This is a genomic window from Vibrio intestinalis, from assembly GCF_025195085.2.
GTDB classification, from domain to species: domain Bacteria; phylum Pseudomonadota; class Gammaproteobacteria; order Enterobacterales; family Vibrionaceae; genus Vibrio; species Vibrio intestinalis.
This window is the reverse complement of the sequence record NZ_JANAVY020000016.1, coordinates 1-23,358: the sequence shown is the minus strand read 5'-3', so window position 1 is coordinate 23,358 and position 23,358 is coordinate 1. Positions and strand designations below refer to the sequence as shown.

25 protein-coding genes are annotated in these 23,358 nt (G+C 44.5%); 10 read left to right on the top strand and 15 right to left on the bottom strand.

From position 1 onward, the window contains the following. The first annotated feature begins 115 nt into the window (after positions 1-115). Positions 116-916, top strand: a complete 801-nt coding sequence (locus tag MU515_RS16570; protein WP_260261502.1) for a glycosyl hydrolase 2 galactose-binding domain-containing protein — start codon at positions 116-118, stop codon at positions 914-916. A gap of 6 nt (positions 917-922) precedes the next feature. On the opposite strand, the gene MU515_RS16565 is transcribed toward MU515_RS16570, so the two are convergent. From MU515_RS16565 to argR, 5 genes are all read right to left on the bottom strand, one after another. Then, entirely contained in the window at positions 923-1,309 is a 387-nt protein-coding gene (locus tag MU515_RS16565; protein WP_260261501.1) for a DUF2061 domain-containing protein, read from the bottom strand. Positions 1,310-1,440: 131 nt separating this feature from the next. After that, positions 1,441-1,878: a universal stress protein gene (locus MU515_RS16560; protein WP_260261500.1), complete on the bottom strand. Its 438-nt coding sequence runs from the start codon at positions 1,876-1,878 to the stop codon at positions 1,441-1,443. Between the two features lie 45 nt (positions 1,879-1,923). After that, a complete protein-coding gene (locus MU515_RS16555) occupies positions 1,924-4,503 on the bottom strand; it encodes a TRAP transporter permease (protein WP_260261499.1) in 2,580 nt (859 codons plus the stop codon). A 217-nt stretch (positions 4,504-4,720) separates the two neighbouring features. Continuing rightward, positions 4,721-5,689, bottom strand: a complete 969-nt coding sequence (locus tag MU515_RS16550; protein ID WP_260261498.1) for a TAXI family TRAP transporter solute-binding subunit — start codon at positions 5,687-5,689, stop codon at positions 4,721-4,723. Between the two features lie 333 nt (positions 5,690-6,022). Further along, on the bottom strand, positions 6,023-6,493 hold the full coding sequence (argR, locus tag MU515_RS16545; RefSeq protein ID WP_260261497.1) for a transcriptional regulator ArgR: 471 nt from the start codon (positions 6,491-6,493) through the stop codon (positions 6,023-6,025). Between the two features lie 362 nt (positions 6,494-6,855). Between argR and mdh the strand changes: the two genes are divergently transcribed. Next, positions 6,856-7,788: a malate dehydrogenase gene (gene mdh / locus MU515_RS16540; RefSeq protein ID WP_260261496.1), complete on the top strand. Its 933-nt coding sequence runs from the start codon at positions 6,856-6,858 to the stop codon at positions 7,786-7,788. A gap of 112 nt (positions 7,789-7,900) precedes the next feature. Next, positions 7,901-8,092: a hypothetical protein gene (locus tag MU515_RS16535; protein ID WP_260261495.1), complete on the top strand. Its 192-nt coding sequence runs from the start codon at positions 7,901-7,903 to the stop codon at positions 8,090-8,092. A 77-nt stretch (positions 8,093-8,169) separates the two neighbouring features. On the opposite strand, the gene ispB is transcribed toward MU515_RS16535, so the two are convergent. Beyond that, complete coding sequence (ispB, locus tag MU515_RS16530) at positions 8,170-9,141, bottom strand: octaprenyl diphosphate synthase (RefSeq protein ID WP_260261494.1); 972 nt, start codon at positions 9,139-9,141, stop codon at positions 8,170-8,172. 270 nt (positions 9,142-9,411) lie between these two features. Between ispB and rplU the strand changes: the two genes are divergently transcribed. The 6 genes from rplU to folA all read left to right on the top strand — a co-directional run bounded on the left by rplU (position 9,412) and on the right by folA (position 13,325). Further along, positions 9,412-9,723, top strand: a complete 312-nt coding sequence (gene rplU / locus MU515_RS16525) for a 50S ribosomal protein L21 (protein WP_260261493.1) — start codon at positions 9,412-9,414, stop codon at positions 9,721-9,723. 20 nt (positions 9,724-9,743) lie between these two features. After that, positions 9,744-10,004 (top strand): 50S ribosomal protein L27, encoded by a 261-nt coding sequence (gene rpmA, locus MU515_RS16520; protein WP_027251812.1) that lies wholly within the window; start codon positions 9,744-9,746, stop codon positions 10,002-10,004. 251 nt (positions 10,005-10,255) lie between these two features. Next, positions 10,256-11,428 carry an Obg family GTPase CgtA gene (gene cgtA / locus MU515_RS16515; protein ID WP_260261492.1) on the top strand — a complete coding sequence of 391 codons (1,173 nt, stop codon included), beginning with the start codon at positions 10,256-10,258 and terminating at the stop codon, positions 11,426-11,428. A gap of 171 nt (positions 11,429-11,599) precedes the next feature. After that, positions 11,600-12,364, top strand: a complete 765-nt coding sequence (locus MU515_RS16510; RefSeq protein WP_260261491.1) for a threonine/serine exporter family protein — start codon at positions 11,600-11,602, stop codon at positions 12,362-12,364. Then, entirely contained in the window at positions 12,361-12,834 is a 474-nt protein-coding gene (locus MU515_RS16505; protein ID WP_260261490.1) for a threonine/serine exporter family protein, read from the top strand. The genes MU515_RS16510 and MU515_RS16505 overlap by 4 nt, the downstream gene beginning before the upstream one ends. Before the next feature lie 11 nt (positions 12,835-12,845). Continuing rightward, positions 12,846-13,325, top strand: coding sequence for a type 3 dihydrofolate reductase (folA, locus tag MU515_RS16500; RefSeq protein WP_260261489.1), 480 nt, complete (start codon positions 12,846-12,848; stop codon positions 13,323-13,325). A gap of 70 nt (positions 13,326-13,395) precedes the next feature. Here folA and apaH read toward each other — a convergent pair whose 3' ends face one another. Genes apaH through lptD form a run of 6 tightly spaced genes read right to left on the bottom strand, consistent with a single transcriptional unit; the run spans position 13,396 to position 20,171 of the window. Then, positions 13,396-14,199: a bis(5'-nucleosyl)-tetraphosphatase (symmetrical) ApaH gene (gene apaH / locus MU515_RS16495; RefSeq protein ID WP_260261488.1), complete on the bottom strand. Its 804-nt coding sequence runs from the start codon at positions 14,197-14,199 to the stop codon at positions 13,396-13,398. Positions 14,200-14,221: 22 nt separating this feature from the next. Next, the gene (gene apaG, locus MU515_RS16490; protein WP_260261487.1) at positions 14,222-14,602 is read right to left on the bottom strand and encodes a Co2+/Mg2+ efflux protein ApaG; all 381 of its coding nucleotides are present in this window, start codon (positions 14,600-14,602) and stop codon (positions 14,222-14,224) included. 58 nt (positions 14,603-14,660) lie between these two features. Continuing rightward, positions 14,661-15,476 (bottom strand): 16S rRNA (adenine(1518)-N(6)/adenine(1519)-N(6))-dimethyltransferase RsmA, encoded by an 816-nt coding sequence (rsmA, locus tag MU515_RS16485; protein ID WP_260261486.1) that lies wholly within the window; start codon positions 15,474-15,476, stop codon positions 14,661-14,663. After that, complete coding sequence (gene pdxA, locus MU515_RS16480) at positions 15,473-16,462, bottom strand: 4-hydroxythreonine-4-phosphate dehydrogenase PdxA (RefSeq protein WP_260261485.1); 990 nt, start codon at positions 16,460-16,462, stop codon at positions 15,473-15,475. The genes rsmA and pdxA overlap by 4 nt, the downstream gene beginning before the upstream one ends. Continuing rightward, complete coding sequence (gene surA, locus MU515_RS16475) at positions 16,452-17,747, bottom strand: peptidylprolyl isomerase SurA (protein WP_260261484.1); 1,296 nt, start codon at positions 17,745-17,747, stop codon at positions 16,452-16,454. Before surA ends, pdxA begins: the two co-directional genes overlap by 11 nt. Positions 17,748-17,798: 51 nt before the next feature. Continuing rightward, positions 17,799-20,171 (bottom strand): LPS assembly protein LptD, encoded by a 2,373-nt coding sequence (lptD, locus tag MU515_RS16470; protein WP_260261483.1) that lies wholly within the window; start codon positions 20,169-20,171, stop codon positions 17,799-17,801. Positions 20,172-20,319: 148 nt separating this feature from the next. Between lptD and djlA the strand changes: the two genes are divergently transcribed. Then, complete coding sequence (gene djlA, locus MU515_RS16465; RefSeq protein ID WP_260261482.1) at positions 20,320-21,171, top strand: co-chaperone DjlA; 852 nt, start codon at positions 20,320-20,322, stop codon at positions 21,169-21,171. Between the two features lie 77 nt (positions 21,172-21,248). Here the strand turns inward: djlA and MU515_RS16460 are convergent, their stop codons facing one another. The 3 genes from MU515_RS16460 to pyrB form a co-directional block, all read right to left on the bottom strand. Then, positions 21,249-21,638: a RidA family protein gene (locus MU515_RS16460; protein WP_260261481.1), complete on the bottom strand. Its 390-nt coding sequence runs from the start codon at positions 21,636-21,638 to the stop codon at positions 21,249-21,251. Between the two features lie 134 nt (positions 21,639-21,772). Continuing rightward, positions 21,773-22,234, bottom strand: coding sequence for an aspartate carbamoyltransferase regulatory subunit (gene pyrI, locus MU515_RS16455; protein ID WP_260261480.1), 462 nt, complete (start codon positions 22,232-22,234; stop codon positions 21,773-21,775). A gap of 16 nt (positions 22,235-22,250) precedes the next feature. Next, complete coding sequence (gene pyrB, locus MU515_RS16450; RefSeq protein ID WP_260261479.1) at positions 22,251-23,180, bottom strand: aspartate carbamoyltransferase; 930 nt, start codon at positions 23,178-23,180, stop codon at positions 22,251-22,253. Between the last annotated feature and the right edge of the window lie 178 nt (positions 23,181-23,358).

Genomic DNA, 23,358 nt, shown 5'->3' with positions numbered 1-23,358 from the left:
TTCATCTCATCCAACCATTTAAAAATACCAGCGACTAAGCTGGTATTTTTGTATCTATAGTCACTTAGATTCATTATAATCTTGGCTAATATTGATCTAGCGCAAGTTTGTAGCCATGCAATTTCCCCTTTCTGGTTTATGGCAGTTGTCTCCGCTGACCGACCTTTCAATCCCTCAAGATGATTTGAGCTTTCCTGCTCCTTTAAGCCAAGTTCTGCCCGATGAACTGACTGAGCAAGCCATCGCAGAGCAAGAGTGGCATTTGATGCACGATATTGAAGTGGATGAAGCTATGCTCGCTTTCGCTGCCGTCGATTTAGTGATTGCAGGTGTCGATTACCATGCTGAAGTTCGGGTTAATGGTGTGGCGGTATTTGATTGTGATGGAAGCCAAGCTCAATACAAGAAAGACATTCGTCCTTACTTACAGATGGGTCGTAATCGATTTGAGATTTTGTTTTTACATGATGACGATGATTGGCTATTGGATGAGGATACCGAACAGGTCTGTCCGCTAGGTGCGCAATCTGAGCCGAACAGCGATTCGAGAATGGGTATTTGGCAAGCGCCTTATTTGCAGTTCATTCGCAATGTGCGTCTAGAGCATGTCACCACCGAGCAAATATGGCACCACGGTGGTGGCTGTGAGTTTATGGTCGACTTGCATTATCAGACCTATCGCCCGGGGTTAGTCTCAGCATCGGTAAGCTTTAATGGGATGACTTACCATTTGCCCATTGATGTGCGTAGTGATCATGCCTCAGCATTGTTTCAAATTGAGGCGCCTATCTATGCCGATGTGAACAATCCTAACCCGAAAGATCTTTATCAGTTGGAAGTGACCTTAGATGGGCAAATTCAGCGTTTTAATATCGGCTTAAGTGAAAACCTTTGTGTTACTCACTTTCCCGTGTAATTAAGCTTAGTGGGCGCAGGCCCACTCAGTTGATTGCTGTTTGCGCAGCCAGATCTTTTCATGAAAGTAATACACGCAAGTGTTAATGGTAGGCTCAATAGCCGCCATGATCCCACCGACAAACGCATCACCTGTCATCAGGTAAACCACGCCAAACGCAACACTAAAGTGAACCACAGCAAAGCTGGTGGTCTTAATTTTTGCAGATTGAGCTAGCTGTTTCAAAGCTGTCGATTTTTGCCACACCATCTCATGAAAATAGAAAGCGACGGTGTTCACTGCTGGCTCAAGCATTGCAATCATACTACCGATGATGATGTCACCAGTAAGCAAGTACGCAACGGTAAAAGCGACGGTAAAATGTAAGCTGGCAAAGGTAAGTGTCTTTTTCATAATGATGTTCTTAACTAAGGAGTTAACATCATTATCGGCGAGAGATTTAAATAAATAAAATTGGAAGATTTGATAAATTTGATAGGCAAATTCTATTAAGGCGTCCGATGGACGCCTTAGCTTGATGCAGTTCAACCTTGCGGTTTCACCACTAAAACGTTAATTGGTGAGCTTTGCACCACTTTGCTTGCCACTGAGCCGAGCACTGCTTTATCGATCTTAGAGCGCTTATGGCTAGGCATAATAATTAAATCAATCCCAAGCTTGTCGGCATAACGCAAGATGGTTTTATACGGCTTACCTTCTGCGATGTGCACTTTATGGATGACATCTTCAGGGATATGCTGCTTGGCAAACGCCTTGAGTTGGTTTTCCACATCCTTTTTCATTTTTTGCGCAGCATCTTTGGGAAAGTAGCTAGCTACCATCGACATGTGAATACCGGGTAATACGTTAAGTAACTGGATCTCTGCATTGGATGTTTTGGCATGCCACACTGCAAGTTCCACCGCACGATCAGAAAAACCTTTGTCGTTTAAATCCACTGGTACAAGAATTTGTTTATACATTTATTTATTTCTCGATTTGGCCCCGAGTTTACGGGGCCATATTTATTAGGCGGTGAGCTGCTCTCTACGTACGCGACGTTTTTGGTTGGCGGCCATCGCTAACAATATAAGTAGACAAGGTAAGAATACCCACTCTTTCATTGGACGATCCGCATCTTGAACCACCCAATTAATCTGCCAGTCGAAATCAACGCCTGAAGCCTCCGCAGGGCTGTCAAACTCGACCATATCAACAATCATTCTGCCTTCATTTTCCGTTAGCATGAGACCCATTGAGCTGATTCGATCTTCCGCACTGATGGCATCGTCATCAAATGGTAGGCGAACAGTTTTCTCAATATAGTCACCTTCAAGGTTCTCACCGGAAACGCGCAGCTCAATGGATTGACCTACATCGAGAGATTCGGTGATTTGAGCAATCTCGGTTCCCGGAGAAAGCACTTTGGCTGGGTAAACCATATCCCACCAGAAGCCTGGGCGGAAGAATGAGAAAGTCAGAACAAGAAGCAGCACGGTTTCCCACCACTTATTCTTGGTGAACCACCAACCTTGGGTGGCTGCGGAGAATATCAACATCGCAATAACGGAGGATATGATGGTGAGCATCAAGTGCCACCAACTGTCTATCCCCATCAATAGGAGCTGAGTATTGAAGATAAACATGAACGGCAATATTGCGGTTCGAATATCGTAGGTAAAGCCTTGGATACCGGTTCGAATTGGATCGGATTTCGCGATTGCGGCAGCGGCAAATGCGGCTAAACCAACTGGCGGCGTATCATCGGCTAAGATACCGAAGTAGAATACAAATAAGTGAACGGCAATCAGTGGGATGATGAGGCCATGTTGCGCGCCTAGGGTAACAATTACAGGTGCCATTAGAGTTGAAACCACAATATAGTTAGCCGTGGTTGGTAGACCCATACCCAAAATCAAACTAATTACCGCGGTAAACAGCAGCATCAATACAACGTTACCACCCGAGATAAACTCGACAAATTCAGTCATTACAAGGCCGATACCCGTTAGGGTAACCACACCTACAACCGTACCAGCTGCAGCAGTAGCAACACCGATACCAATCATATTACGCGCACCTGAAACCAAGCTTTCTGCTAAATCGACAAAACCCGCTTTAGTTTGTTCCATGATGTCATTTTGCTTAGAAAGCAATGCGATCAAAGGGCGTTGAGTGATCAAGATGAAGATCATGAATACGGTTGCCCAGAAAGCAGAGAGACCCGGCGAGAATCGTTCAACGGTCAAACACCAAACCAATACAACGATTGGTAATAGGTAATGCAAACCAGATTTCACCGTAGGGCCAGGATCTGGCACTTCTGTTAGCTCAGCATCAATTTCAATCGCGCCTTCTTTTGCATATTTCGCAGAAACGTTGAGTAGACCAATGTATGAGATTAATAGAGCGACAGCGACAATTGGCGTAGCAGCTTCACCGAACACATCTTTTGTCCAACCCACACCGTAATAAACCGCAGCACTAATCACACACAGACCTAAAATTGTTCCGGTGAAAGAAAGTAAGCTTTGAATCACGGTAGGAGTATGGCGACGAGGAAGGCCAGTCATACCTGCTTTACACGCTTCTAAGTGCACAATGTAGATAAGCGCAATGTAGGAGATAAGCGCAGGAAGTAGCGCAGCTTTAATTACTTCTACATAAGAAATACCCACGTATTCCACCATCAAGAAGGCTGCTGCACCCATGATTGGTGGAGTTAGCTGACCATTAGTAGAAGCGGCAACTTCTACCGCACCTGCTTTTGTCCCCGGGAAGCCAACTCGCTTCATTAGTGGGATTGTAAATGTACCTGTGGTTACAACGTTCGCAATCGAAGAACCAGAAACAAGGCCGGAAAGACCAGATGCCACAACGGCCGCTTTAGCAGGGCCACCTTTCATGTGGCCAAGTAGCGAGAAGGCCACTTTAATGAAGTAAGCACCCGCGCCAGCGCGCTCAAGCATTGCGCCAAACAGCACGAATAGGAAAACAAATGAGGTGGAAACACCCAGTGCAACACCAAATACACCTTCGGTTGTTAGCCATAGATGGGACATCGCTTTGTTTAAGCTTGCCCCTTTATGGGCAATAACGTCTGGCATGTGTGGGCCAGCAAAGGTGTACAGGAGAAATACTGCTGCAACCACCATTAGTGGTGGACCTAAAGCACGGCGTGTAGCCTCAAGTAGCAAAACCATACCTGTAACAGCTACGGCAATATCAATAGTGGTCGGCGCACCAGAGCGATCGGCTAGCTGAGTGTAGAAAAGATAGATGTATGCGGCAGAAAAACTACCCGCTAACGCTAATACCCAATCTAATGCGGGAATGCGGTCTCGTGGAGAATCTTTCAATGCGGGATAGGCTGTGAAAGCTAGAAAAACCGCGAAAGTTAGATGTATTGAACGGGCTTCTGTGTCATTGAGGATGCCAAAATCAAAAATAAAAGGTAATGGAGAGGCATACCAAAGTTGGAATAGAGACCAACATAATGGCACAAACCAGAGGATACGACCGGGAATCCCTGACGGCGAACGGGCTCCGGTATCTGATTGTGCTACCATTTCTTGCACATCTTGCGACGGTGAACTTGTCTGCGTCATGTACTTTGTCCTTATTATAAATGGTCCGTATTGTTGTTGTGTTTGAACCAGTGTTTTGCATCTTTCAGTTTAGTGAATAGCTGAGAAAATGCTTATTAGTTTGATGTAATAGGTATATAAGAGAATCGATTTCAAGAAGTGAAATCTAAAAGATATTCAGCTGCGATTGAGCTGAATTAAACAAGGAGGCGCTTGGCCTCCTTGCTAGAGCGAAAGACTACTTAAGAAGACCAACTTCTTTGTAGTACTTCTCTGCACCTGGGTGTAGAGGGATTGAAAGACCTGCTTTCACCATGTCCTCTTTTTTCAGGTTTGCAAACGCTGGGTGTAGACGCTTGAACGTATCGAAGTTTTCGAATACAGCTTTCGCTACGTTGTAAGCGACTTCGTCTGAAACGTTTGTGGTAGTTACCATTGTTGCAGCAACACCGAAGCTGTTTACGTCTTTTTCAGTACCACGGTACATGCCAGCAGGTACTGTGCTGAACGCGTAGTATGGGTTGTCACCCACGATCTTGTCGATCTTCTCGCCTGTCGCAGAAACTAGCTTAGCGTCACATGATGTGGTTGCTTCTTTGATTGAACCATTTGGGTGACCAACTACGTAAACGAACGCGTCAATTTTGTTATCACATAGTGCTTGTGAACGCTCAGAGCCTTTTAGCTCAGAAGCCAGTTTGAAGCTGTCGTTAGTCCAGCCCATTGCATCCATCACAACGCTCATGGTTGCGCGGTCACCAGAGCCTGGGTTACCGATGTTCACGCGCTTGCCAGCTAGGTCAGCAACGTTTTCGATACCAGCATCTGTACGAGCAATGATGTTGAAAGGTTCGGTGTGTAGAGAGAACATAGCGCGTAGCTCTTTGTACGGGCCTTGTTCAGCAAACTTACTTGTACCGTTGTAACCGTGGTATTGCCAGTCAGACTGAACGATACCGAAATCCAGTTCGTTAGCACGGATAGTGTTCACGTTGTAAATCGAACCACCTGTCGATTCAACTGAACAACGAATGTTATGGTCTTTACGGCCTTTGTTCACTAGCTTACAAATTGCACCACCTGTTGGGTAGTAAACACCTGTAACTGAACCAGTACCAATAGTAATGAACTCTTGTGCGTTCGCTGCACCAGCGCCCATAACGGCAGCAGCAATTGCGCCGACCTTAATAAGTTTGTTAAATGCCATGAATTTCCCTTCCTTTATTCATTATTAACCCCTCTGCAAGTGTAGTTGCTTTGGGAGTTTCCTATATTGGAAACGGCATCTTTTTCAATCCATTTGATGAAAAAGTGGCTGAATAATACCAAAAAAACCACACATAATTACATGAATGTTAAACATTTTAGCAATATTAGCTATTTTGTTACCTAGAATTTTCTTCTGAACAACAAGGTAAAATGCTTTTCTATCAATGATTTATGCAGAAAGTATGAGGTAAGGTGAGTTTTAGCTAAGATGTGACATAAATCACACCATTAAAATGATGTGATTTATGGAAATTGATGTGCAAGCAATGACTTAGCCAGCGTACTCGAATAGGTCACAAACTGAGTTAAATAACTGCTCAGTGGTGATGTTGAGCGTAGGGGTGATGAAGATAGTATCGTCGCCGGCAACGACGCCTAGAATACCCTCAGATTTCCCGAGAGAATCAAGCAATCGAGCGATTAATTGCGCCGCACCCGGGCCGGTGTGGATAACAACTAACGCATTGTTGTGGTCAATATCAAGCACCAATTCGCGTAGTGAACTTGAAACGGTAGGGACACCTAGCTCAGCCGGTAGACAGTACACCATCTCCATTTTTGCATTACGTGTTCTTACCGCGCCAAACTTAGTTAGCATTCGAGAGACTTTGGATTGGTTAATGTTTTCAAAGCCTTCATTTTTTAGCGCTTCAACGATATCGCCTTGAGAGCCAAATCGCTCTTCTTTGAGTAGGGACTTAAACGCGCGTACGAGGTTATCTTGTTTTTCTGAATGACGCATGGTTCTCTATTTTTCTCGTAGTCAAATCAAGTGAATAGTCTCGCATAGCTATGCAATTTGTGCCAGTTGTGAGGGTAAAATATGTCTAGAGCGTCACTGTAAATTTGGCATTAAATTTTGACACTTGAGGCGTTTGTCATTTTGACAGAATTCTTATTTAAACCCTTGTCAAAAAAGGGGAATAACGTGCTAATATCGATGGATTTTGTAGCACGTAAAGCTCGAATTGCGCAACCTCGCAAAGCTGACGTTAAATAATTGTAATCATTGGTCGGTTATTATAGCTTGAACTCGTAACGTGATTAAAATTTACCCTACTAAAAACATTATATAAGTGAGATAAAATCTCAAGGAGAACTACGATGAAAGTAGCTGTTATTGGTGCCGCTGGCGGCATCGGCCAAGCCCTAGCCCTACTACTTAAGAATCGCCTTCCTGCAGGCTCTGATCTAGCACTTTATGATATTGCGCCTGTGACTCCTGGCGTCGCTGCGGATCTTAGCCATATCCCAACGCCCGTTGCGATCAAAGGCTATGCAGGTGAAGACCCAACTCCAGCGCTTGAAGGTGCGGATGTGGTTCTGATTTCGGCAGGTGTTGCGCGTAAGCCTGGTATGGATCGAGCGGATCTGTTCAATGTGAATGCCGGTATCGTAAAATCTTTAGCAGAGAAAATTGCCGTAGTTTGTCCTAAAGCATGTGTAGGTATCATTACTAACCCAGTCAACACCACAGTGCCAATCGCAGCTGAAGTTCTTAAAAAAGCGGGCGTTTACGATAAGCGTAAGCTTTTCGGTGTTACCACTCTAGACGTGATTCGTTCAGAAACGTTTGTCGCTGAATTAAAAGATAAAGATCCAGGTGATGTTCGTGTGCCTGTGATTGGTGGTCACTCAGGTGTTACGATTCTTCCTCTACTATCTCAAGTTGAAGGTGTAGAGTTTACTGATGAAGAAGTCGCGGCTCTGACGAAGCGCATTCAAAACGCGGGTACTGAAGTTGTTGAAGCAAAAGCGGGTGGCGGCTCTGCAACATTATCAATGGGTCAAGCTGCATGTCGTTTCGGTTTGGCGCTAGTGAAAGCCCTTCAAGGTGAAGAAGGTGTGGTTGAATGTGCGTATGTAGAAGGTGCGGGCGAGCATACAGAATTCTTCGCTCAACCTGTGAAGTTAGGTAAAGAAGGCGTTGAAGAAGTATTGAGCTACGGTGCATTGAGCGATTTCGAAAAAGCAGCGCTAGATGGCATGTTAGAAACACTAAATGGTGATATCAAAACAGGCGTCGATTTCGTTTAATCAAATAACACTATTTTAAAAGTTACAAAGCCGGCTGATGAGTCGGCTTTTTTGATCCTTTCAATATCGCAAGCGTAACTATCTTGGAGATAAACGGATACGAGAAGCGACAATGGATATTGAGAATGTTCATAAAGGAATGTTGGTTGAAACCAAATTCGGGATAGGCAAGGTGCTAGTCATTGACCCACAAACTGACTCGTTACTGATTGAGCAAGTAGAGTCTCATCACCAGTTGGCGGTTGATATTAATGATGTGCTCAATCAAGAGCAGTTACACCTAGGCTGTGATAAGTATTACTAAAGGGATAGTGACAGTTTAAAAAGGCAAGCGGATGCTTGCCTTTGTCTTTATATATAGAAGCGATTTTTCTAGTTGGGCTATTTACTGCGGTTTACTGCAAGATGAGCAATCGTAACTAGCGCTTGCTTATATTCAGATTCAGGTAGAATAGCCAATTCAGCAATGGCCTTATCCGCTTCTTCATCTGCCTTGTTACGGGTGTACTCTAAAGATCCTGTTTGATCCATTGCCGCGAGAATATCATCCAAACGATCCATGCCATTGGCTTTTTCGATCGCTTCGCGGATCATTGCAGTCTGCTCTGGGGTGCCGTGTTGCATCGCATATAACAGCGGCAGGGTAGGTTTACCTTCTGTAAGATCGTCACCCACGTTTTTGCCCATCTCTTTGCCATCAGCGGTGTAATCCATCACATCATCGATAAGCTGGAAAGCAGTACCTAGGTATTTACCGTAGTTTTGCAGTGCAGTTTCTACTTCGGCCGGCGCATCATTCAAGATGGCACCAATTTGCGCAGCTGCTTCAAAAAGACGCGCTGTTTTTGAGTAGATGACCTGCATGTAACTTTCTTCGGTGGTGTCTGGGTCATTACAGTTCATTAATTGTTGAACTTCGCCCTCAGCTATCACATTTACCGCGTCGCTCATCAGCTTGAGCACTTTCATTGAGCCAAGTTCGGTCATCATCTGAAACGAACGGGTGTAGATGAAATCGCCAACCAATACACTTGCCGCATTGCCAAACGCAGCATTTGCTGTCGCTTTACCGCGGCGCATGTCTGATTCATCGACGACATCGTCGTGCAACAGTGTTGCTGTGTGAATGAACTCAATAAACGCCGCAGCAGTCGTATGAGCCTCTCCTTTATATCCAAGAGCACGAGCAGACAAGACTGCAAGTAGCGGGCGTAGGCGCTTGCCACCACCACTGACGATATAGAAGCCTAATTGGTTAATTAGTGATACGTCAGAGTTGAGCTGGGCTTGAATTGTTTCGTTCACTTTTGCCATGTCATCGGCAGTAAGCGTTTGGATAGCTTTAAAATCCATTGTAATTCCGGCTGAGGTTAGAACCTGTCTGGTCTTTCTATCTACTTTTAAAGATGAATAATACACTAAAAAACGTTGCTAAATACATGCTTTAAGGGCATGATCTCGGCACTTTTAATTGGCGATTAGCTTTTCGCCATTTTTTTCAAAATATGGCTTGTCATAGGGACATCTCTTCTGTAGAATCTGCGCCCTATTGATGATTAGTTTAGCGCACACCCAAGATGCAATACATACGCATATGGCTGTGCGGAAAAAGCGGAGTAAGATATGTACGCTGTTTTCCAATCTGGTGGTAAACAACACCGTGTAAGCGAAGGTCAAACCCTTCGTTTAGAGAAATTAGACGTTGAAACGGGCGCAACAGTAGAATTTGATAAAGTTCTTCTTGTAGCAAACGGCGAAGACATTACAGTTGGCGCACCTCTTGTAGAGGGCGGCAAGGTAGTTGCTGAAGTAGTACAACACGGTCGTGGCGATAAAGTTAAAATCGTTAAGTTCCGTCGTCGTAAGCACTCACGTAAGCAACAAGGTCACCGTCAGTGGTTCACAGAAGTGAAAATCACTGGTATCAACGCTTAATTGATTAGGAGAGTTTAACAATGGCACACAAAAAAGCTGGTGGTTCTACTCGTAACGGCCGCGATTCAGAAAGCAAACGCCTAGGTGTTAAGCGTTTCGGTGGTGAATCTGTTCTTGCAGGTAACATCATCGTTCGTCAACGTGGTACTAAGTTCCACGCTGGTAACAACGTTGGCCTAGGTAAAGACCACACTCTATTCGCTCTAACTGACGGTAAAGTTAAGTTTGAAGTGAAAGGTCCTAAGAACCGTAAATTTGTAAGCATCGAATCTGCTGAATAATTTCGTTTCTACCTGAATATCAAAGCCCTGCCGTTTCGGCGGGGTTTTTTATTTATAGCAACCTAGCTTTTGTTAGGAATTGATATAAAGACACTTTGGATAGAGTCTCCTTATATACATTCCTTAGTGGCAGAGATCGAAGATCAAGGTGATCGATCTGAATGTGGAATCTGCTAGAATTTATATCATTGTCAATTGAGTCTATATGACTTTGTACGTGGTATTACAACGCACAAAATGCGGAGTGACAGATGAAATTCGTTGATGAAGCGGTAGTTAAAGTTCAAGCCGGTGATGGCGGTAGTGGTGTAGTGAGTTTCTGGCGTGAGAAATTCGTTACTAAAGGCGGCCCAGACGGTGGTGATGGTGGTGATGGCGGTGATATCTACATCGTTGCCGACGAAAACCTCAATACTCTAATCGATTACCGTTTTCAGCGCTTCTATGAAGCGGAACGTGGCGAGAATGGCCGCGGTGGTAACTGTACCGGTAAACGTGGTAAAGATAAAATCTTGCGCGTGCCAGTAGGTACACGAGCTGTTGATATTCATACTAATGAAGTCGTGGCTGAAGTTGCCGAACATGGCAAAAAGATGATGGTCGCAAAAGGCGGCTGGCACGGTTTAGGTAACACGCGATTCAAATCGTCAGTGAACCGAGCTCCACGTCAAAAGACATTAGGTACTAAAGGTGAGGTTCGTGAACTTCGTCTAGAGCTATTGCTGTTGGCTGATGTTGGTATGCTTGGCCTGCCAAATGCAGGTAAATCGACCTTTATCCGCGCAGTGTCAGCGGCTAAACCAAAAGTGGCTGATTACCCGTTTACGACACTTATCCCAAGTTTGGGTGTTGTGAGTGTTGTTCCTGAAAAGAGCTTTGTTGTTGCCGATATTCCGGGCCTAATTGAAGGTGCGGCAGACGGCGCAGGCTTAGGTATTCGCTTCTTAAAACACTTAGAGCGTTGTCGTGTGCTTCTGCACATGATCGATATCATGCCAATTGATCAATCTGATCCAGTTCAGAATGCACTAACGATCATCGACGAGCTAGAACAGTACAGCGAGAAGCTAGCTGGCAAGCCACGTTGGTTAGTGTTTAACAAAGTCGATCTGATGCCAGAAGAAGAAGCGGATGAGATCATCCAAGGTATTCTTGATGCGCTAGGTTGGGAAGAGCAATTCTTCAAGATCTCTGCTGTAAACAAGCAAGGTACTAAGGAACTGTGTTACAAGCTTGCTGACTTTATGGAAGCATTACCACGCGAAGAAGAAGAAGTTTCTGAAGAAGAAAAAGTAAACTTCATGTGGGATGATTACCACAAAGATGCAATTGCGGGTAACGACGTTGTGACTGAAGATGATGACGACTGGGATGATTGGGACGATGAAGAAGACGACGGCCACGTTGTTTACGTTCGCGATTAATCGAGTTTACTAATAAAAACCGCAATTTATTTGCGGTTTTTTTATGTTTAAATCAAAGTCATTTGATTAGTTTTCCCGCACAATAGTGCGTTTGTTTTAATACTTGATGTCGTTATTATTGTTTCTCCCTAGTTTGGGAGCTTGTTGTATAAATGGAGTTAAGAACCAATCATGGATTCTAAGCAGAGAGCGGTTTCTCGCTTAATTGCTCAGGCGGGGCAAATGTTGTTAGCTCACGGTGCAGAGAGCACCCTAGTGGGTAATATCATGCAGCGTATTGGCCTTGCCTGCGGTATGGACGAAGTGGAAGTATCTTTGTCTGCCAGTTCTCTTGTTGTGACTACCGTTCATCATGGTCACTGTATTACTACCGCACGACGATGTGCCGATCGCGGTATCAATATGCGGGTCATAACTCAGGTTCAGCGTATTTGTATCATGCTTGAACGTGGGATCATCGATGACTACCTTGCTCAGCATAAAATCAATCAAATCAGTCCCAAACGTTACAACCGTTGGTTAGTGGTTGTGATGATTGGCTTATCGTGCGCGGCATTCAGCCGTCTTGCAGGAGGTGATTGGACTGTTTTTGCCATGACGTTTTTAGCCTCTTCTGTGGGGATGATCGTACGTCAAGAAATCGGCCATCGTCATTTCAACCCATTGGTTAATTTTGCGGTGACCGCTTTTGTGACTACCGCTATTTCAGTTCAAGCCGTGGTGTATGAACTTGGTAACTTACCATCTGTGGTGATGGCATCGTCGGTATTGATGCTTGTTCCGGGTGTACCATTAATTAACTCAGTCGCCGATATGCTTAAGGGCTATATCAATATGGGCATTGCCCGATTCGTAATGGCAAGTTTGCTGACATTATCGACCTGCTTGGGCATTGTCGCGGCCATGACAGTCTTAGGTACTTGGGGGTGGGTATGATCACAGTGGATCTTTTACTTGGTTTACTTAACGATATGTTTTTCGCCGCTATTCCAGCTGTCGGTTTCGCGTTGGTATTTAATGTGCCACAAAAAGCGTTAATCTATTGTGCGCTTGGCGGTGCGATAGGTCATGGCTCTCGTTACTTAATGATGCACTTTGGTGTTCCGATTGAGTGGGCTACCTTTTTTGCCGCGACGTTGGTCGGTATGATAGGTGTTCATTGGTCGCACAAGTTTTTTGCGCACCCTAAAGTGTTTACGGTAGCTTCGTTGATCCCTATGGTTCCGGGAGTATTTGCATTTAAAGCCATGATTGCTTTAGTTGAGTTGAATCATAAAGGCTTTAGCCCTGAGTTATTTGCTATGCTCACCACCAACTTTTTGAAAGCGATGTTTATTATTGCTGGCTTAGCGGTTGGTCTTGCTATGCCGGGTCTGTTAATTTATCGCCGTCGACCTATTGTTTAAGAGGCTTTTGAATGATCATTAGTATGATTGCCGCGATGGCAAACGATCGAGTTATTGGTAAAGACAACCAGATGCCATGGCACTTACCTGCGGATTTCGCTTGGTTTAAACGCTGCACCATGGGTAAACCTGTCATCATGGGGCGTAAGACCTATGAATCGATTGGCCGACCACTGCCGGGAAGAACCAATATTGTCATTAGTCGCGATAGTCAGCTTGAAATTGAAGGTGTGGTTACTGTGACCTCTATTGAACAAGCGCTAAAAGCGGCGGGAGACGTGGAGGAAGCGATGATCATTGGTGGTGGCGCGATCTATGCAGCATGCTTACCGCTTGCTACTAAGCTCTACGTGACGCACATTGATGCTCAGATTGAAGGTGACACTCAATTCCCTGCTTGGGGAGAGGAGTTCGTAGAAAGCTACTCAGAAGCGTTTACTGCTGACGATAAGAATGCCTATAACATGCGTTTTGTGGTGTTAGATAAGTAAGCCTTAAAATTGCTTATAAGAAAGGAGAGCGCAGGCTCTCCTTTTACTATTTATTTTTATAACAGATAGATCACAGCGCGGGTTGAGTGAAGTATTGTTTGTCTTCCCAACGCAGCATGGTGAGCGAACCACCCCATACACACCCCGTATCTAAACCAATTTCGCTCTCTGTGAACAGACCTTCCAATGCAGCCCAGTGGCCAAAGATGATTGGTTTTTCTATCGTTTTACGTGAATCGAGCTTAAACCAAGGAATCAACGAGCCATCAGTTACCTCTTGTGGTGGCAACTTACTGTCCATATCGAGGCGAGCATCAGCGTAGCAAAAACGCATACGGGTAAACGCGTTGATGATATAGCGATAGCGATCAATGCCTTGCAAATCATCATTCCAGATATCTGGTTGGTTGCTGTACATGTTCTCAATCAGCCATTGCCATTGGTCACTGCGTAATACCGATTCCACTTCGCGTGCCGCTTCACGTGCTGTTGCCAAATCCCATTGCGGAGAGATGCCCGCATGGCACATAGCAAACTCAGGATGTTCAAGCAGTAATGGCTGCTTGCGTAGCCATTCCAATAATTGTTGCTTGTCGTCGGCTTCAAAAATGGGTGCGGTTTGGTCTTTCTCTTTTACTCGATGAACCCCGAGAGATACCGCCAGTAAATGGAGATCATGATTGCCTAAAACGACTTTACCGCTATCGCCCAATTCCTTCATAAAGCGCAAAGTTTCGAGTGATTTTGGGCCCCTAGCAACAAGATCACCTGCAATCCAAAGTTGATCTCTGCTTGGATTAAACTGGACTTGTTCGAGTAAGCGCTGCAATTCGTCAAAGCAGCCCTGAATATCTCCGACAATGTAGGTCGACACGTTATTTACCTTAAAAATCGAATTAATTGAGTACGTTGGGTATGGCTAATCGAAATGGCTCAATTTCAGCCGCAAACTCTTTGCCTTTTTCATCGAGCATAATGTATTGCCCCTGCATCACACCAACAGGCGTTTCAATGGCGGTACCACTGGTATAGGTGTATTCGTCCTTAGCAGCAATGAAGGGTTGCTGTCCGACAACACCTTCGCCTTCAACGCTCATCTGTTTACCATTGGCATCGGTAATTAGCCATCGACGGCTAATAAGCTGAACCGTTTGAGTGCTTAAATTTTTGATGGTGATGATGTAGGCAAAGATATAGCGCTTGCTATCAGGTTCTGATTGCTCGGGAATGTATTTGGTATGGACTTGGACTTTGATACAAGGCTGAGAAACATCCATGCGGCCTCCTCGTACTTCATTTAGTCAAAAGGGCGCTGATGCGCCCTTGTAGTTAGCTTTATTGCTGTTGTGCGTGGTTAGCATCTAGCCAGTTAGCCATTGCAACGAATTGCTCTAAGGTAAGGTTCTCAGGGCGCATCGATGGGTTAATGCCTAGCGCTTCTAACTGCTCTAAGCTCAATAGTGACTTGTAACAGTTACGTACTGTTTTACGACGTTGGTTAAAGCCTTCACGGCATACGCGATCTAACCATTTCAAGCTTGTCGCTGGATGCGGTAGTACATCGTAAGGTACTAAGCGCACGACAGCTGAATCTACTTTTGGTGGCGGAACAAAGGCTGTTGGTGGTACTTCTAACACAGGAACAACTTTACAGTAGTATTGCGCCATTACTGTAAGTCGGCCATAAGCTTTGCTACCTGGGCCAGCTGCTAAACGGTTAACCACTTCTTTTTGTAGCATAAAGTGCATGTCTTGAATGTCTTTATGAAACTCAAATAAGTGGAACATCAGCGGCGTAGAGATGTTGTATGGTAGGTTACCGAAGATACGCAGCGGATTGTTTTCTTTTACAAGCTGAGTGAAGTCGAAGCGCATTGCATCGCCTTCATGAATCGTCAATTTATCAGCCAGTTCTGGGTGATTACGCAGACGCTCTGCAAGATCACGGTCTAGCTCAATAACAGTAAACTTATCGACTTCACGACCTACAGGCTCGGTGATTGCACCAAGGCCAGGGCCAATCTCAACTAAGTTTTGGCCTGGTCTAGGGTTGATGGCAGATACGATACCATCAATGATATAAGGATCGTTTAGGAAGTTTTGACCAAAACGTTTACGCGCTTTGTGCCCTAAGTGGACATCATTTCTCATTGTTTTTTCTCTACTAAATCTATTGCATGCGTCAGCGCTGTTCGGAAGCTCCCTGTATCCGCTTGCCCCGTCCCTGCAAGTTCTAGTGCTGTACCATGATCGACTGATGTTCTAATAAAGGGTAGACCAAGAGTAATGTTTACTGAACGTCCAAACCCTTTATATTTAAGAACTGGTAGAACCTGATCGTGGTACATGCCTAAGACTGCATCGGCATCATTTAAATACTTTTCATTAAAGATGGTATCTGCTGGAAGCGGACCAATAAGGTTGTACCCTTTTTGATCTTTTATCTTGTTCAACGTCGGCGTGATCGTGTCTATTTCCTCACGCCCTAAACAGCCATCTTCCCCTGCATGAGGATTAAGCCCGCAAACATAGATGTTTGGACGACTAATAGCAAATTTTTCTACTAAGTCGTTATGCAAAATATCGATGATTTTTTCCAAACGCTCTTCAGTGACTGCTTTAGACACATAAGCGAGAGGAATGTGGGTCGTCACTAACGCAACACGAAGTCCTTCTGTTGCCAGCATCATCACCACCAAAGGTGTATTGGATTTCTCGGCAAAGAATTCGGTATGGCCACTAAATGCAACACCCGCACGGTTAATAACTCCCTTGTGAACAGGGCCCGTTACGATGGCATCGAATTCACCATTCATACAACCTTGAGCTGCTCGCTCTAGAGTTTGCAATACATAATGGCCGTTGGCTTCGTTTAGCTCACCGGCCACGGTTGGTGTATGCAGATCGATATGGTCGACAATTAGAGAGCCAGCCTGCTGCGCGCTTGCTTGAGCGCCAATTTGGTAGTCATGAAGCTCAACGTCAATGCCGAGTAGTTTTGCACGCTCGGCTAGCATTGTTTTGTCTGCACAAACCACGATTTGATGATCCCAGCTTTGCGTTGATAACGCTAAAACAAGATCTGGGCCTATGCCCGCAGGTTCACCTGCGGTGACAACAATACGTTTAATTGACATTGCGCTCGTCTCCTACCATTTCAACAAATGCACTCGCACGGATTTCTTGCAGCCATGCATTGGCTTCTTCATTGAATTTACGGTTAAACAAAATTCGGTATGCTTTGTTTTTCAATGCTGAGTCAGTACGGTCAACTTCGCGGCGATCAAGCACCTCAACAATGTGCCAGCCGTGTACGGTTTGGAATGGCGCACTGATTTGGCCGACAGGCAAGGTATCAATTTGGTGTTTGAACTCAGGTACGTAAAGATCGGAAGTTTGGTAACCCAGTTCACCATCCTTCGCTGCTGAGCCAGGGTCTTGGCTGTATTGTTGAGCCATATCACCAAAGGTTGCTTCACCTGCGTTGATTTGAGCAATAATACCATTTAGTTGCTTCTGAACCCCTTTATCGCTCAGGATTACGGTTGGTTTGATCAAAATATGACGAGCATTGATTTCTGTAACCGCAACAGTTTCTAGCCCCTTCACATCCTCAATTTTTAGAATGTGGAAACCAACGCCGCTGCGGAATGGGCCAATAATACTGCCTTTGTTTTGCAGCTTAATCTGGTCAGCAAAGATAGTTGGCATTTCTTCTTTACGCATCCATCCCCAGTCACCGCCTTCTAGTGCTTTCGGGCCTTTAGAGTATGAGTACGCCAAGGTACTGAAATTAGCACCATTGTTTAGCTTTTCGACTAGCTCGTTAGCGAGATCTTCTGCTTCTGACTTATCTTCACCATCGTTAACACGCAGTTGAATATGGCCAATTTTGTATTGCACCGTTGCGCTAGTTTCTTGTGCTAATGCATCCGCTAGGTTCTCTACCTCTGCTGGTAGAATGTTAATACGACGACGAACCAATGCGTTGCGCGCTTCGCTTGCCGCAATCTCTTTACGAATTTGGTTACGGAATTCGCTGTAGCTAATGCCTTCTTCACTTATTGAAGCAATCATCTGATCAACGGTTTGGTTATTGTTTTTGGCGATATCTTCGATAGCTGAGTTTACTCGGCTGTCATCAACACGGACACCAATGCGTTCCGCTTCTTGTTGTTGAATGGCTTCAACAATCAATTTTTCCGTCACCTGCTCGATCAGTACATCGTCACTAGGCAGTGCTTGACCGCTTTTTTTTGCGTTAGCACGAATCGTTTTTAGTGCAGTATCGATGTCACTTTGCAGTACAACGCCTTCGTTTACGATGACTGCCACTTTATCCATTTCAACCACTTGAGCATTTGCTGCGCCAATGTGGCAAGCGGCTACTAGGGTCAGTAGCGCGTGTTTCCAAATTTTCATTTAAAACCCTATAGACGTTAATGCCAGCTCACATTCGAGCTGGCGTAATAATTAGTTGTTTAAGAAGAATGGGCGACCATAGCCAAGAGAATTGTTTGAGCCATCTGAGCTTTCTAAGCCAGAGTTAGAACCAATGTTCGTTCCAAAACCAACGATACCGAAGTTTACAGTAAAGTTACTCTCATAATTTGGTTCTGAATTTGGATAGCTTGAGAACGATGGTACCCAACTACGCAGTTGGTTACTGTATGTAAAACCAATGTACCAACAGTCATCAATGTAATTAAGCTTCGCTAGCCATTCAATTGCCTCATCGGTCGTGAGATCGTAGTAGTATTGTGCGCTTGCATTCCAGTTGCGGGAGATGTTGTAGCCCGCTAATAGACCAGCTTGAGAGATACCATTGCGAGTAATTGAATTGATATCGCCATCTGTAATGCTATCGAGATCGACGGTTTGCTCAATGTATTCTTTGGTTACATAGCGGTAGTTACCTTGGATATAGCCACTCGAAAAACGATACTCAAGTGTGCTATTACCTAACTGTAATTCACTTGAGTCAATATCGTATTGAATTCCACCGTGATAGAACAAGTAATCGTTATAGTTGAAATCCATTTCAACCGCCCAAGCAGAGTAGTTGGTTTGCTCAGCATCAGGGTTAATTGCAGTACTGTTTTTGGTTTCTTTATCCAAATAAAAAATCTGACCAAATGAGATGTTCAAACGTTCTTTGTACTGATCATCATAAAAACGGGTTGATGCACCATAGCTAAATTGATTTGCTGCGGAGATTCGGTCAACACCGCTGTATTTACGACTACGGAATAGACCATAGTAGTCTGTTTGCAATAAGGTAGTATCGTAAAGATAGATCTCACTTTGATCTTCTTTTGGCACATAGAGGTATTGAATTTGAGGCTCAAGCGTTTGGGTGTAACCACCCAAAACATAAGCGTCTCGCTCCAAAACAATACCCGCATGAGAGCGGAATTCAGGAATGACGCGCGAAGTGGTTTCTTTTAGATTATAGCCACTGTACTGGCTGTCACTCAAGTTGATACCATCAAGGTCTTGCTGGTAGTAAGTCGCTAAAACTCGGGCTTCTGTTGTCCAGCTTCCCCAAGTAGTGCCAATTGGAATAGTAAGGCCAGGTTCAATATGAGCTCGCGTTGCTGATGGCTTGCTGCCATCATCGGTGTCAAAGCGTGACACGTGGCTAACCATGTCGAAATCTAAGAAACGCATAAGTTCTGGTGCGTAATAGTTGAATTTCAACTGTGGCAGTATCCTATAGGGCAAATTACCATTTTCAGTCAATACTTGGAAATCACGAGTTAGTAAAGATGCATCCCATGATGCAGAGCGGTAAGTGACTTCTGCCTCTTGAAGCAGTTGCCCCTCTTCTCGGTTACCTATGTTCGAATCAACATCAGTGAAGTAATTGATATCACTGACTTTTGAGTAGTCGATACGAAACTTCCATGACTGATCTAATATGCCATCATGAGTAAATTGAAAACCCCAACGGTTATCCTGTTCAGGGTATTTTTTATCACTAGATAGGTATTCTGCTTCTAGTTGACCAGCTCCAACCCCAGTTAAGTAACGGAATTTATTGTTCCATTGAGTGCCACGTTGTTCCATGTACTTAATGGTCGATTCTAAATCGTAATTAGGTGCAATGTTCCAGTAAAAAGGTACTTCAAGCTCAAGGCCGTCACTTGAACCGTATGAAATTGTTGGGTAAAGAAAACCAGTTTTACGAGTATCGCCAATTGGTACTGTCATGTACGGCATATAAAAAACAGGTACATTCAACACTTCAAAGCGAGGGTTGTAGAAAGTCGCTTCTTCTTCATTCTGATCGATTTCAATAGTCGATGCGGTCATACGCCACGATTTGTCGCCTTCAGGACAAGATGTCAGCGTGCCATCTTCAATTTCGTAAACCGCTTTGCCCGTTTTAGCGATGTAAGCCGCTTCACCACGGCCTGGTTCACACAAAAACTGATAGTCTGTGTTAGTCAGCTCAACATGGTCAGTGTTTAGGTTATTGACTGCTTTGTCGGATTGAGTTTTTACTTCACCGTCACTGAAGGTTACGTTACCCTCAGCCACAACAACGTTATCTTGTTGATGTAGGGTGACATTATCAGCCAACATGCGTTTTTTACCTTGAACAACAACTACGTTGCCACTGTAAGTCGCTTTGTTACCATTCACCGCTTGTAGGCTATCGGCTTCAACATTGATGGGTTGCTGATTAGGGTTTTCTGCTTCAGGTTCGTCGATCAAACATTGATCTATAGCGGGCAGTTCCTGCACACTATCGTCTACTATGGCTTCATTAGCTTGAACCTGAGACGCAAATACAGCGGCACTGATTGAAGCGGCAAGTAACGTGCGGGGAAAACGTGACATCGAGTTTTACTATCCTGTTGAACTTGATAAATCCGGTAAATGGATGACCGAATAAAAAATAAAACGGTCTTTATCATAAAGGAAATTCATTCATCCGGCACTATAAGACCGCGCTACGATGAAAAAATTCAGAGATTGAGAGCACATAATGCATATTTTTGGCAAAATTCTGGGGACCTTTTTTGGGTTGCTGTTAGGCAATGTATTGGGAGCAGTGATAGGTTTCTTCATTGGTCACCAGTTTGATAAGGCTCGTCGTTTAAGCCAAGCCGGTTTTAATACATCAGGTTTTAGTGGCCCTAGCCAAGCGGAGCGCCAAGAAGAGTTCTTCAAAGCAGCCTTTGCTGTGATGGGCCATGTCGCGAAAGCAAAAGGACAAGTGACCCGTCAGGAAATTGAGCTTGCTAGCGCAATGATGGACCGTATGAATCTTCATGGTCAGCAACGTAAAGCTGCGCAGGATGCATTTCGTGAAGGTAAATCCAGTGATTTTCCGCTGATTTCAATTCTTGAGAAGGTAAAAATTTCGACTGGTGGTCGCTTTGACTTGCTTCAATTCTTCCTAGAGTTACAAATTTCAGCCGCATTTGCTGATGGCGATATTCACCCAAGCGAGCGTGAGGTTCTACATCGTATCGCGGTTGGACTGGGGTTCTCGTCTCAACAGCTTGAGCAAAGGCTGCGTATGCAAGAAGCGGCTTTTCGTTTTCAGCAAGGTGGTTTTGGTGGTCAAGCAGGCGGTCAGCAACAGTCTGGTGGCTGGCAACAACAAGCGTCATCAGCTAATCAGTTAGCCGATGCATACAATGTATTGGGTGTGGATGAAGATGCTGACAGTAAATCCGTTAAGCGTGCTTATCGTAAACTGATGAACGAGCACCACCCTGATAAATTGATGGCCAAAGGTCTACCACCTGAAATGATGAATGTAGCGAAAGAAAAATCACAAGAGATCCAGAACGCTTACGATTTGATTAAGAAGGTCAAAGGTTTTAAATAAAGTTTGAATGGCTAGCAACTAATACTATAAAGGCGAGCATGAGCTCGCCTTTATATATTCTACAACGCAAGTTTAGTTTATTTGCGAACCGCGATGGCTTCGATTTCGATACCCACATCTTTTGGTAGGCGAGCCACTTCAACACAAGAGCGTGCAGGGTAGTTTGCTACTTTGTGCTCATCAAAGAATGCGCCGTACACTTCGTTTACCGCAGCGAAGTCGTTTAGGTCTTTAACGAAAACGGTCATTTTTACGATGTCAGCAACAGTTAGGCCTGATGCTTCAACGACTGCTTTTACATTGTCTAGAGATTGACGTGCTTGCACTGTGATCTCTGCAGATACTTCGCCTGTTACTGGGTTTACAGGGATTTGGCCAGAAGTAAGAACCATGTTGCCAAGATCAACACCTTGTACGTATGGGCCGATTGCTGCTGGAGCAGCTTCTGTATGAAGTACTTTTGTCATGGTCGTTTCCAATGTTATTACGAAATGAAAGGCAAACAGTTTGCCCTCAATCCGCAACTAGGTAAAGCGCTAAATACCTCACCTAAAAGGTCAACAAAGTGAGGTATTATGCTAGTTGCACAACGGTCTTTAGACTATCGCTCGGTCACAATTTCACGCGAGAATACTTTCTCACAGTATTTGCACTTCAAACGAATATCATCTTTGGCTTCAAATATCTTGAAGCTGCTTTCAACCGGTTCACCATGGGTAATGCAGTTGGTATTCGGGCATTCAAAAACGTTGTTGATCTGCTCTGGTAGTTCAAGCGGCAGTTTTTTTACCACCGAGTAGTTCTCGATTTGGTTTACCGTCGCATGAGGCGCATAGAGTGCGAGCTTGCTCGCTTGCTCTTCGCTGATGAACACATTTTCAATCTTGAGTAGATCTTTGTGGCCAAGAGCGGAAGAGGGCAAGTTTAAGCCGACAGTCACACGTTGCTGGCTATTGTGCATGTTAAATAGCTTGAGAACTTTAATGCCGATTAGCGCAGGAATATGGTCGATAACCGTGCCGTTTTTGATGGCTTCTACCTGCAATTGAGTTTCTTTAGTCATAGGTCTTTCTCCTCGATTACAGTGATTGATTAAGAACGAGTGCAAGCAGGGCTTCACGAGCATAAACGCCGTTTTCTGCTTGTTGGAAGTAATAAGCGTGCGGAGTCTTGTCTACATCGGTAGTGATCTCGTCAACACGTGGCAGTGGGTGCAGTACCTTAAGGTTCTCGCGCGCATCTTTCAGTAGAGCGGCGGTAAGAATATAAGCCGATTTAATGTGTGCGTACTCTGATTCATCAAAACGCTCTTTTTGCACGCGAGTCATGTACAGAATATCAAGTTCAGGTACTACAGTTTCCATATCGGTATGCAGGCTGTATTGAATGCTTGCTGCATCCAACTCTTCACAGATGTAATCGGGCATAGCTAAAGCTTCCGGTGCGATAAAGAAGAAACGCACATTGTTAAACTTGGCTAATGCTTGAGTGAGAGAATGCACGGTGCGGCCATATTTTAGGTCACCGACAAAGGCTACGTTGAGGTTATCTAGTCGGCCTTGAGTTTCTGCAATGCTGAAAAGATCGAGTAGAGTTTGTGTCGGATGTTGGTTTGCACCATCTCCTGCGTTAATCACAGGCACGCCATTGGAAAACTCAGAAGCAAGGCGAGCTGCGCCTTCTTGAGGGTGGCGCATCACAAAGGCATCCACGTAAGAAGAGATAACTTGCACGGAATCCGCTAAGGTTTCGCCCTTTTTCGCCAGTGAAGTGTTACCGCCATTATCAAAGCCAATCACGCTGCCACCGATGCGTTGGATAGCAGTTTCAAATGATAAGCGGGTACGAGTCGATGGCTCAAAGAAACAGCTAGCGATGACTTTATCTTTAATCAGATTAGTATTGGGTTCGGATTTCAATTGGCCTGCAGTGCTCACTATGAGTTCAAGTTCTGCACGCGACAGTTCTGGAATCGAAATGATGTGCTTGTTAAAAAGCGTGTTAGTCATAATCGTCGTCCCTATCTGAGAATAAAATTTAGGCAATAAAAAAGCCCCCCAATAAGGGAGTAATGCCGATCAGTTAAGAAATTTTTGAGATCATTTGACCGATCCTCAAAAAGCTTCAAAATCCGATATTAGGAAACTAATATCGGATTTTTTTATGCCTTTAGAAAGCCAACTTGCG

What these genes read in the sequence shown, in the direction of transcription:
- MU515_RS16570 (WP_260261502.1), top strand. Translation starts at nt 116, where the DNA reads ATGCAATTTCCCCTTTCTGGTTTATGGCAGTTGTCTCCGCTGACCGAC.
- MU515_RS16565 (WP_260261501.1), bottom strand. Translation starts at nt 1,309, where the DNA reads ATGAAAAAGACACTTACCTTTGCCAGCTTACATTTTACCGTCGCTTTT.
- MU515_RS16560 (WP_260261500.1), bottom strand. Translation starts at nt 1,878, where the DNA reads ATGTATAAACAAATTCTTGTACCAGTGGATTTAAACGACAAAGGTTTT.
- MU515_RS16555 (WP_260261499.1), bottom strand. Translation starts at nt 4,503, where the DNA reads ATGACGCAGACAAGTTCACCGTCGCAAGATGTGCAAGAAATGGTAGCA.
- MU515_RS16550 (WP_260261498.1), bottom strand. Translation starts at nt 5,689, where the DNA reads ATGGCATTTAACAAACTTATTAAGGTCGGCGCAATTGCTGCTGCCGTT.
- argR (WP_260261497.1), bottom strand. Translation starts at nt 6,493, where the DNA reads ATGCGTCATTCAGAAAAACAAGATAACCTCGTACGCGCGTTTAAGTCC.
- mdh (WP_260261496.1), top strand. Translation starts at nt 6,856, where the DNA reads ATGAAAGTAGCTGTTATTGGTGCCGCTGGCGGCATCGGCCAAGCCCTA.
- MU515_RS16535 (WP_260261495.1), top strand. Translation starts at nt 7,901, where the DNA reads ATGGATATTGAGAATGTTCATAAAGGAATGTTGGTTGAAACCAAATTC.
- ispB (WP_260261494.1), bottom strand. Translation starts at nt 9,141, where the DNA reads ATGGATTTTAAAGCTATCCAAACGCTTACTGCCGATGACATGGCAAAA.
- rplU (WP_260261493.1), top strand. Translation starts at nt 9,412, where the DNA reads ATGTACGCTGTTTTCCAATCTGGTGGTAAACAACACCGTGTAAGCGAA.
- rpmA (WP_027251812.1), top strand. Translation starts at nt 9,744, where the DNA reads ATGGCACACAAAAAAGCTGGTGGTTCTACTCGTAACGGCCGCGATTCA.
- cgtA (WP_260261492.1), top strand. Translation starts at nt 10,256, where the DNA reads ATGAAATTCGTTGATGAAGCGGTAGTTAAAGTTCAAGCCGGTGATGGC.
- MU515_RS16510 (WP_260261491.1), top strand. Translation starts at nt 11,600, where the DNA reads ATGGATTCTAAGCAGAGAGCGGTTTCTCGCTTAATTGCTCAGGCGGGG.
- MU515_RS16505 (WP_260261490.1), top strand. Translation starts at nt 12,361, where the DNA reads ATGATCACAGTGGATCTTTTACTTGGTTTACTTAACGATATGTTTTTC.
- folA (WP_260261489.1), top strand. Translation starts at nt 12,846, where the DNA reads ATGATCATTAGTATGATTGCCGCGATGGCAAACGATCGAGTTATTGGT.
- apaG (WP_260261487.1), bottom strand. Translation starts at nt 14,602, where the DNA reads ATGGATGTTTCTCAGCCTTGTATCAAAGTCCAAGTCCATACCAAATAC.
- rsmA (WP_260261486.1), bottom strand. Translation starts at nt 15,476, where the DNA reads ATGAGAAATGATGTCCACTTAGGGCACAAAGCGCGTAAACGTTTTGGT.
- pdxA (WP_260261485.1), bottom strand. Translation starts at nt 16,462, where the DNA reads ATGTCAATTAAACGTATTGTTGTCACCGCAGGTGAACCTGCGGGCATA.
- surA (WP_260261484.1), bottom strand. Translation starts at nt 17,747, where the DNA reads ATGAAAATTTGGAAACACGCGCTACTGACCCTAGTAGCCGCTTGCCAC.
- lptD (WP_260261483.1), bottom strand. Translation starts at nt 20,171, where the DNA reads ATGTCACGTTTTCCCCGCACGTTACTTGCCGCTTCAATCAGTGCCGCT.
- djlA (WP_260261482.1), top strand. Translation starts at nt 20,320, where the DNA reads ATGCATATTTTTGGCAAAATTCTGGGGACCTTTTTTGGGTTGCTGTTA.
- MU515_RS16460 (WP_260261481.1), bottom strand. Translation starts at nt 21,638, where the DNA reads ATGACAAAAGTACTTCATACAGAAGCTGCTCCAGCAGCAATCGGCCCA.
- pyrI (WP_260261480.1), bottom strand. Translation starts at nt 22,234, where the DNA reads ATGACTAAAGAAACTCAATTGCAGGTAGAAGCCATCAAAAACGGCACG.
- pyrB (WP_260261479.1), bottom strand. Translation starts at nt 23,180, where the DNA reads ATGACTAACACGCTTTTTAACAAGCACATCATTTCGATTCCAGAACTG.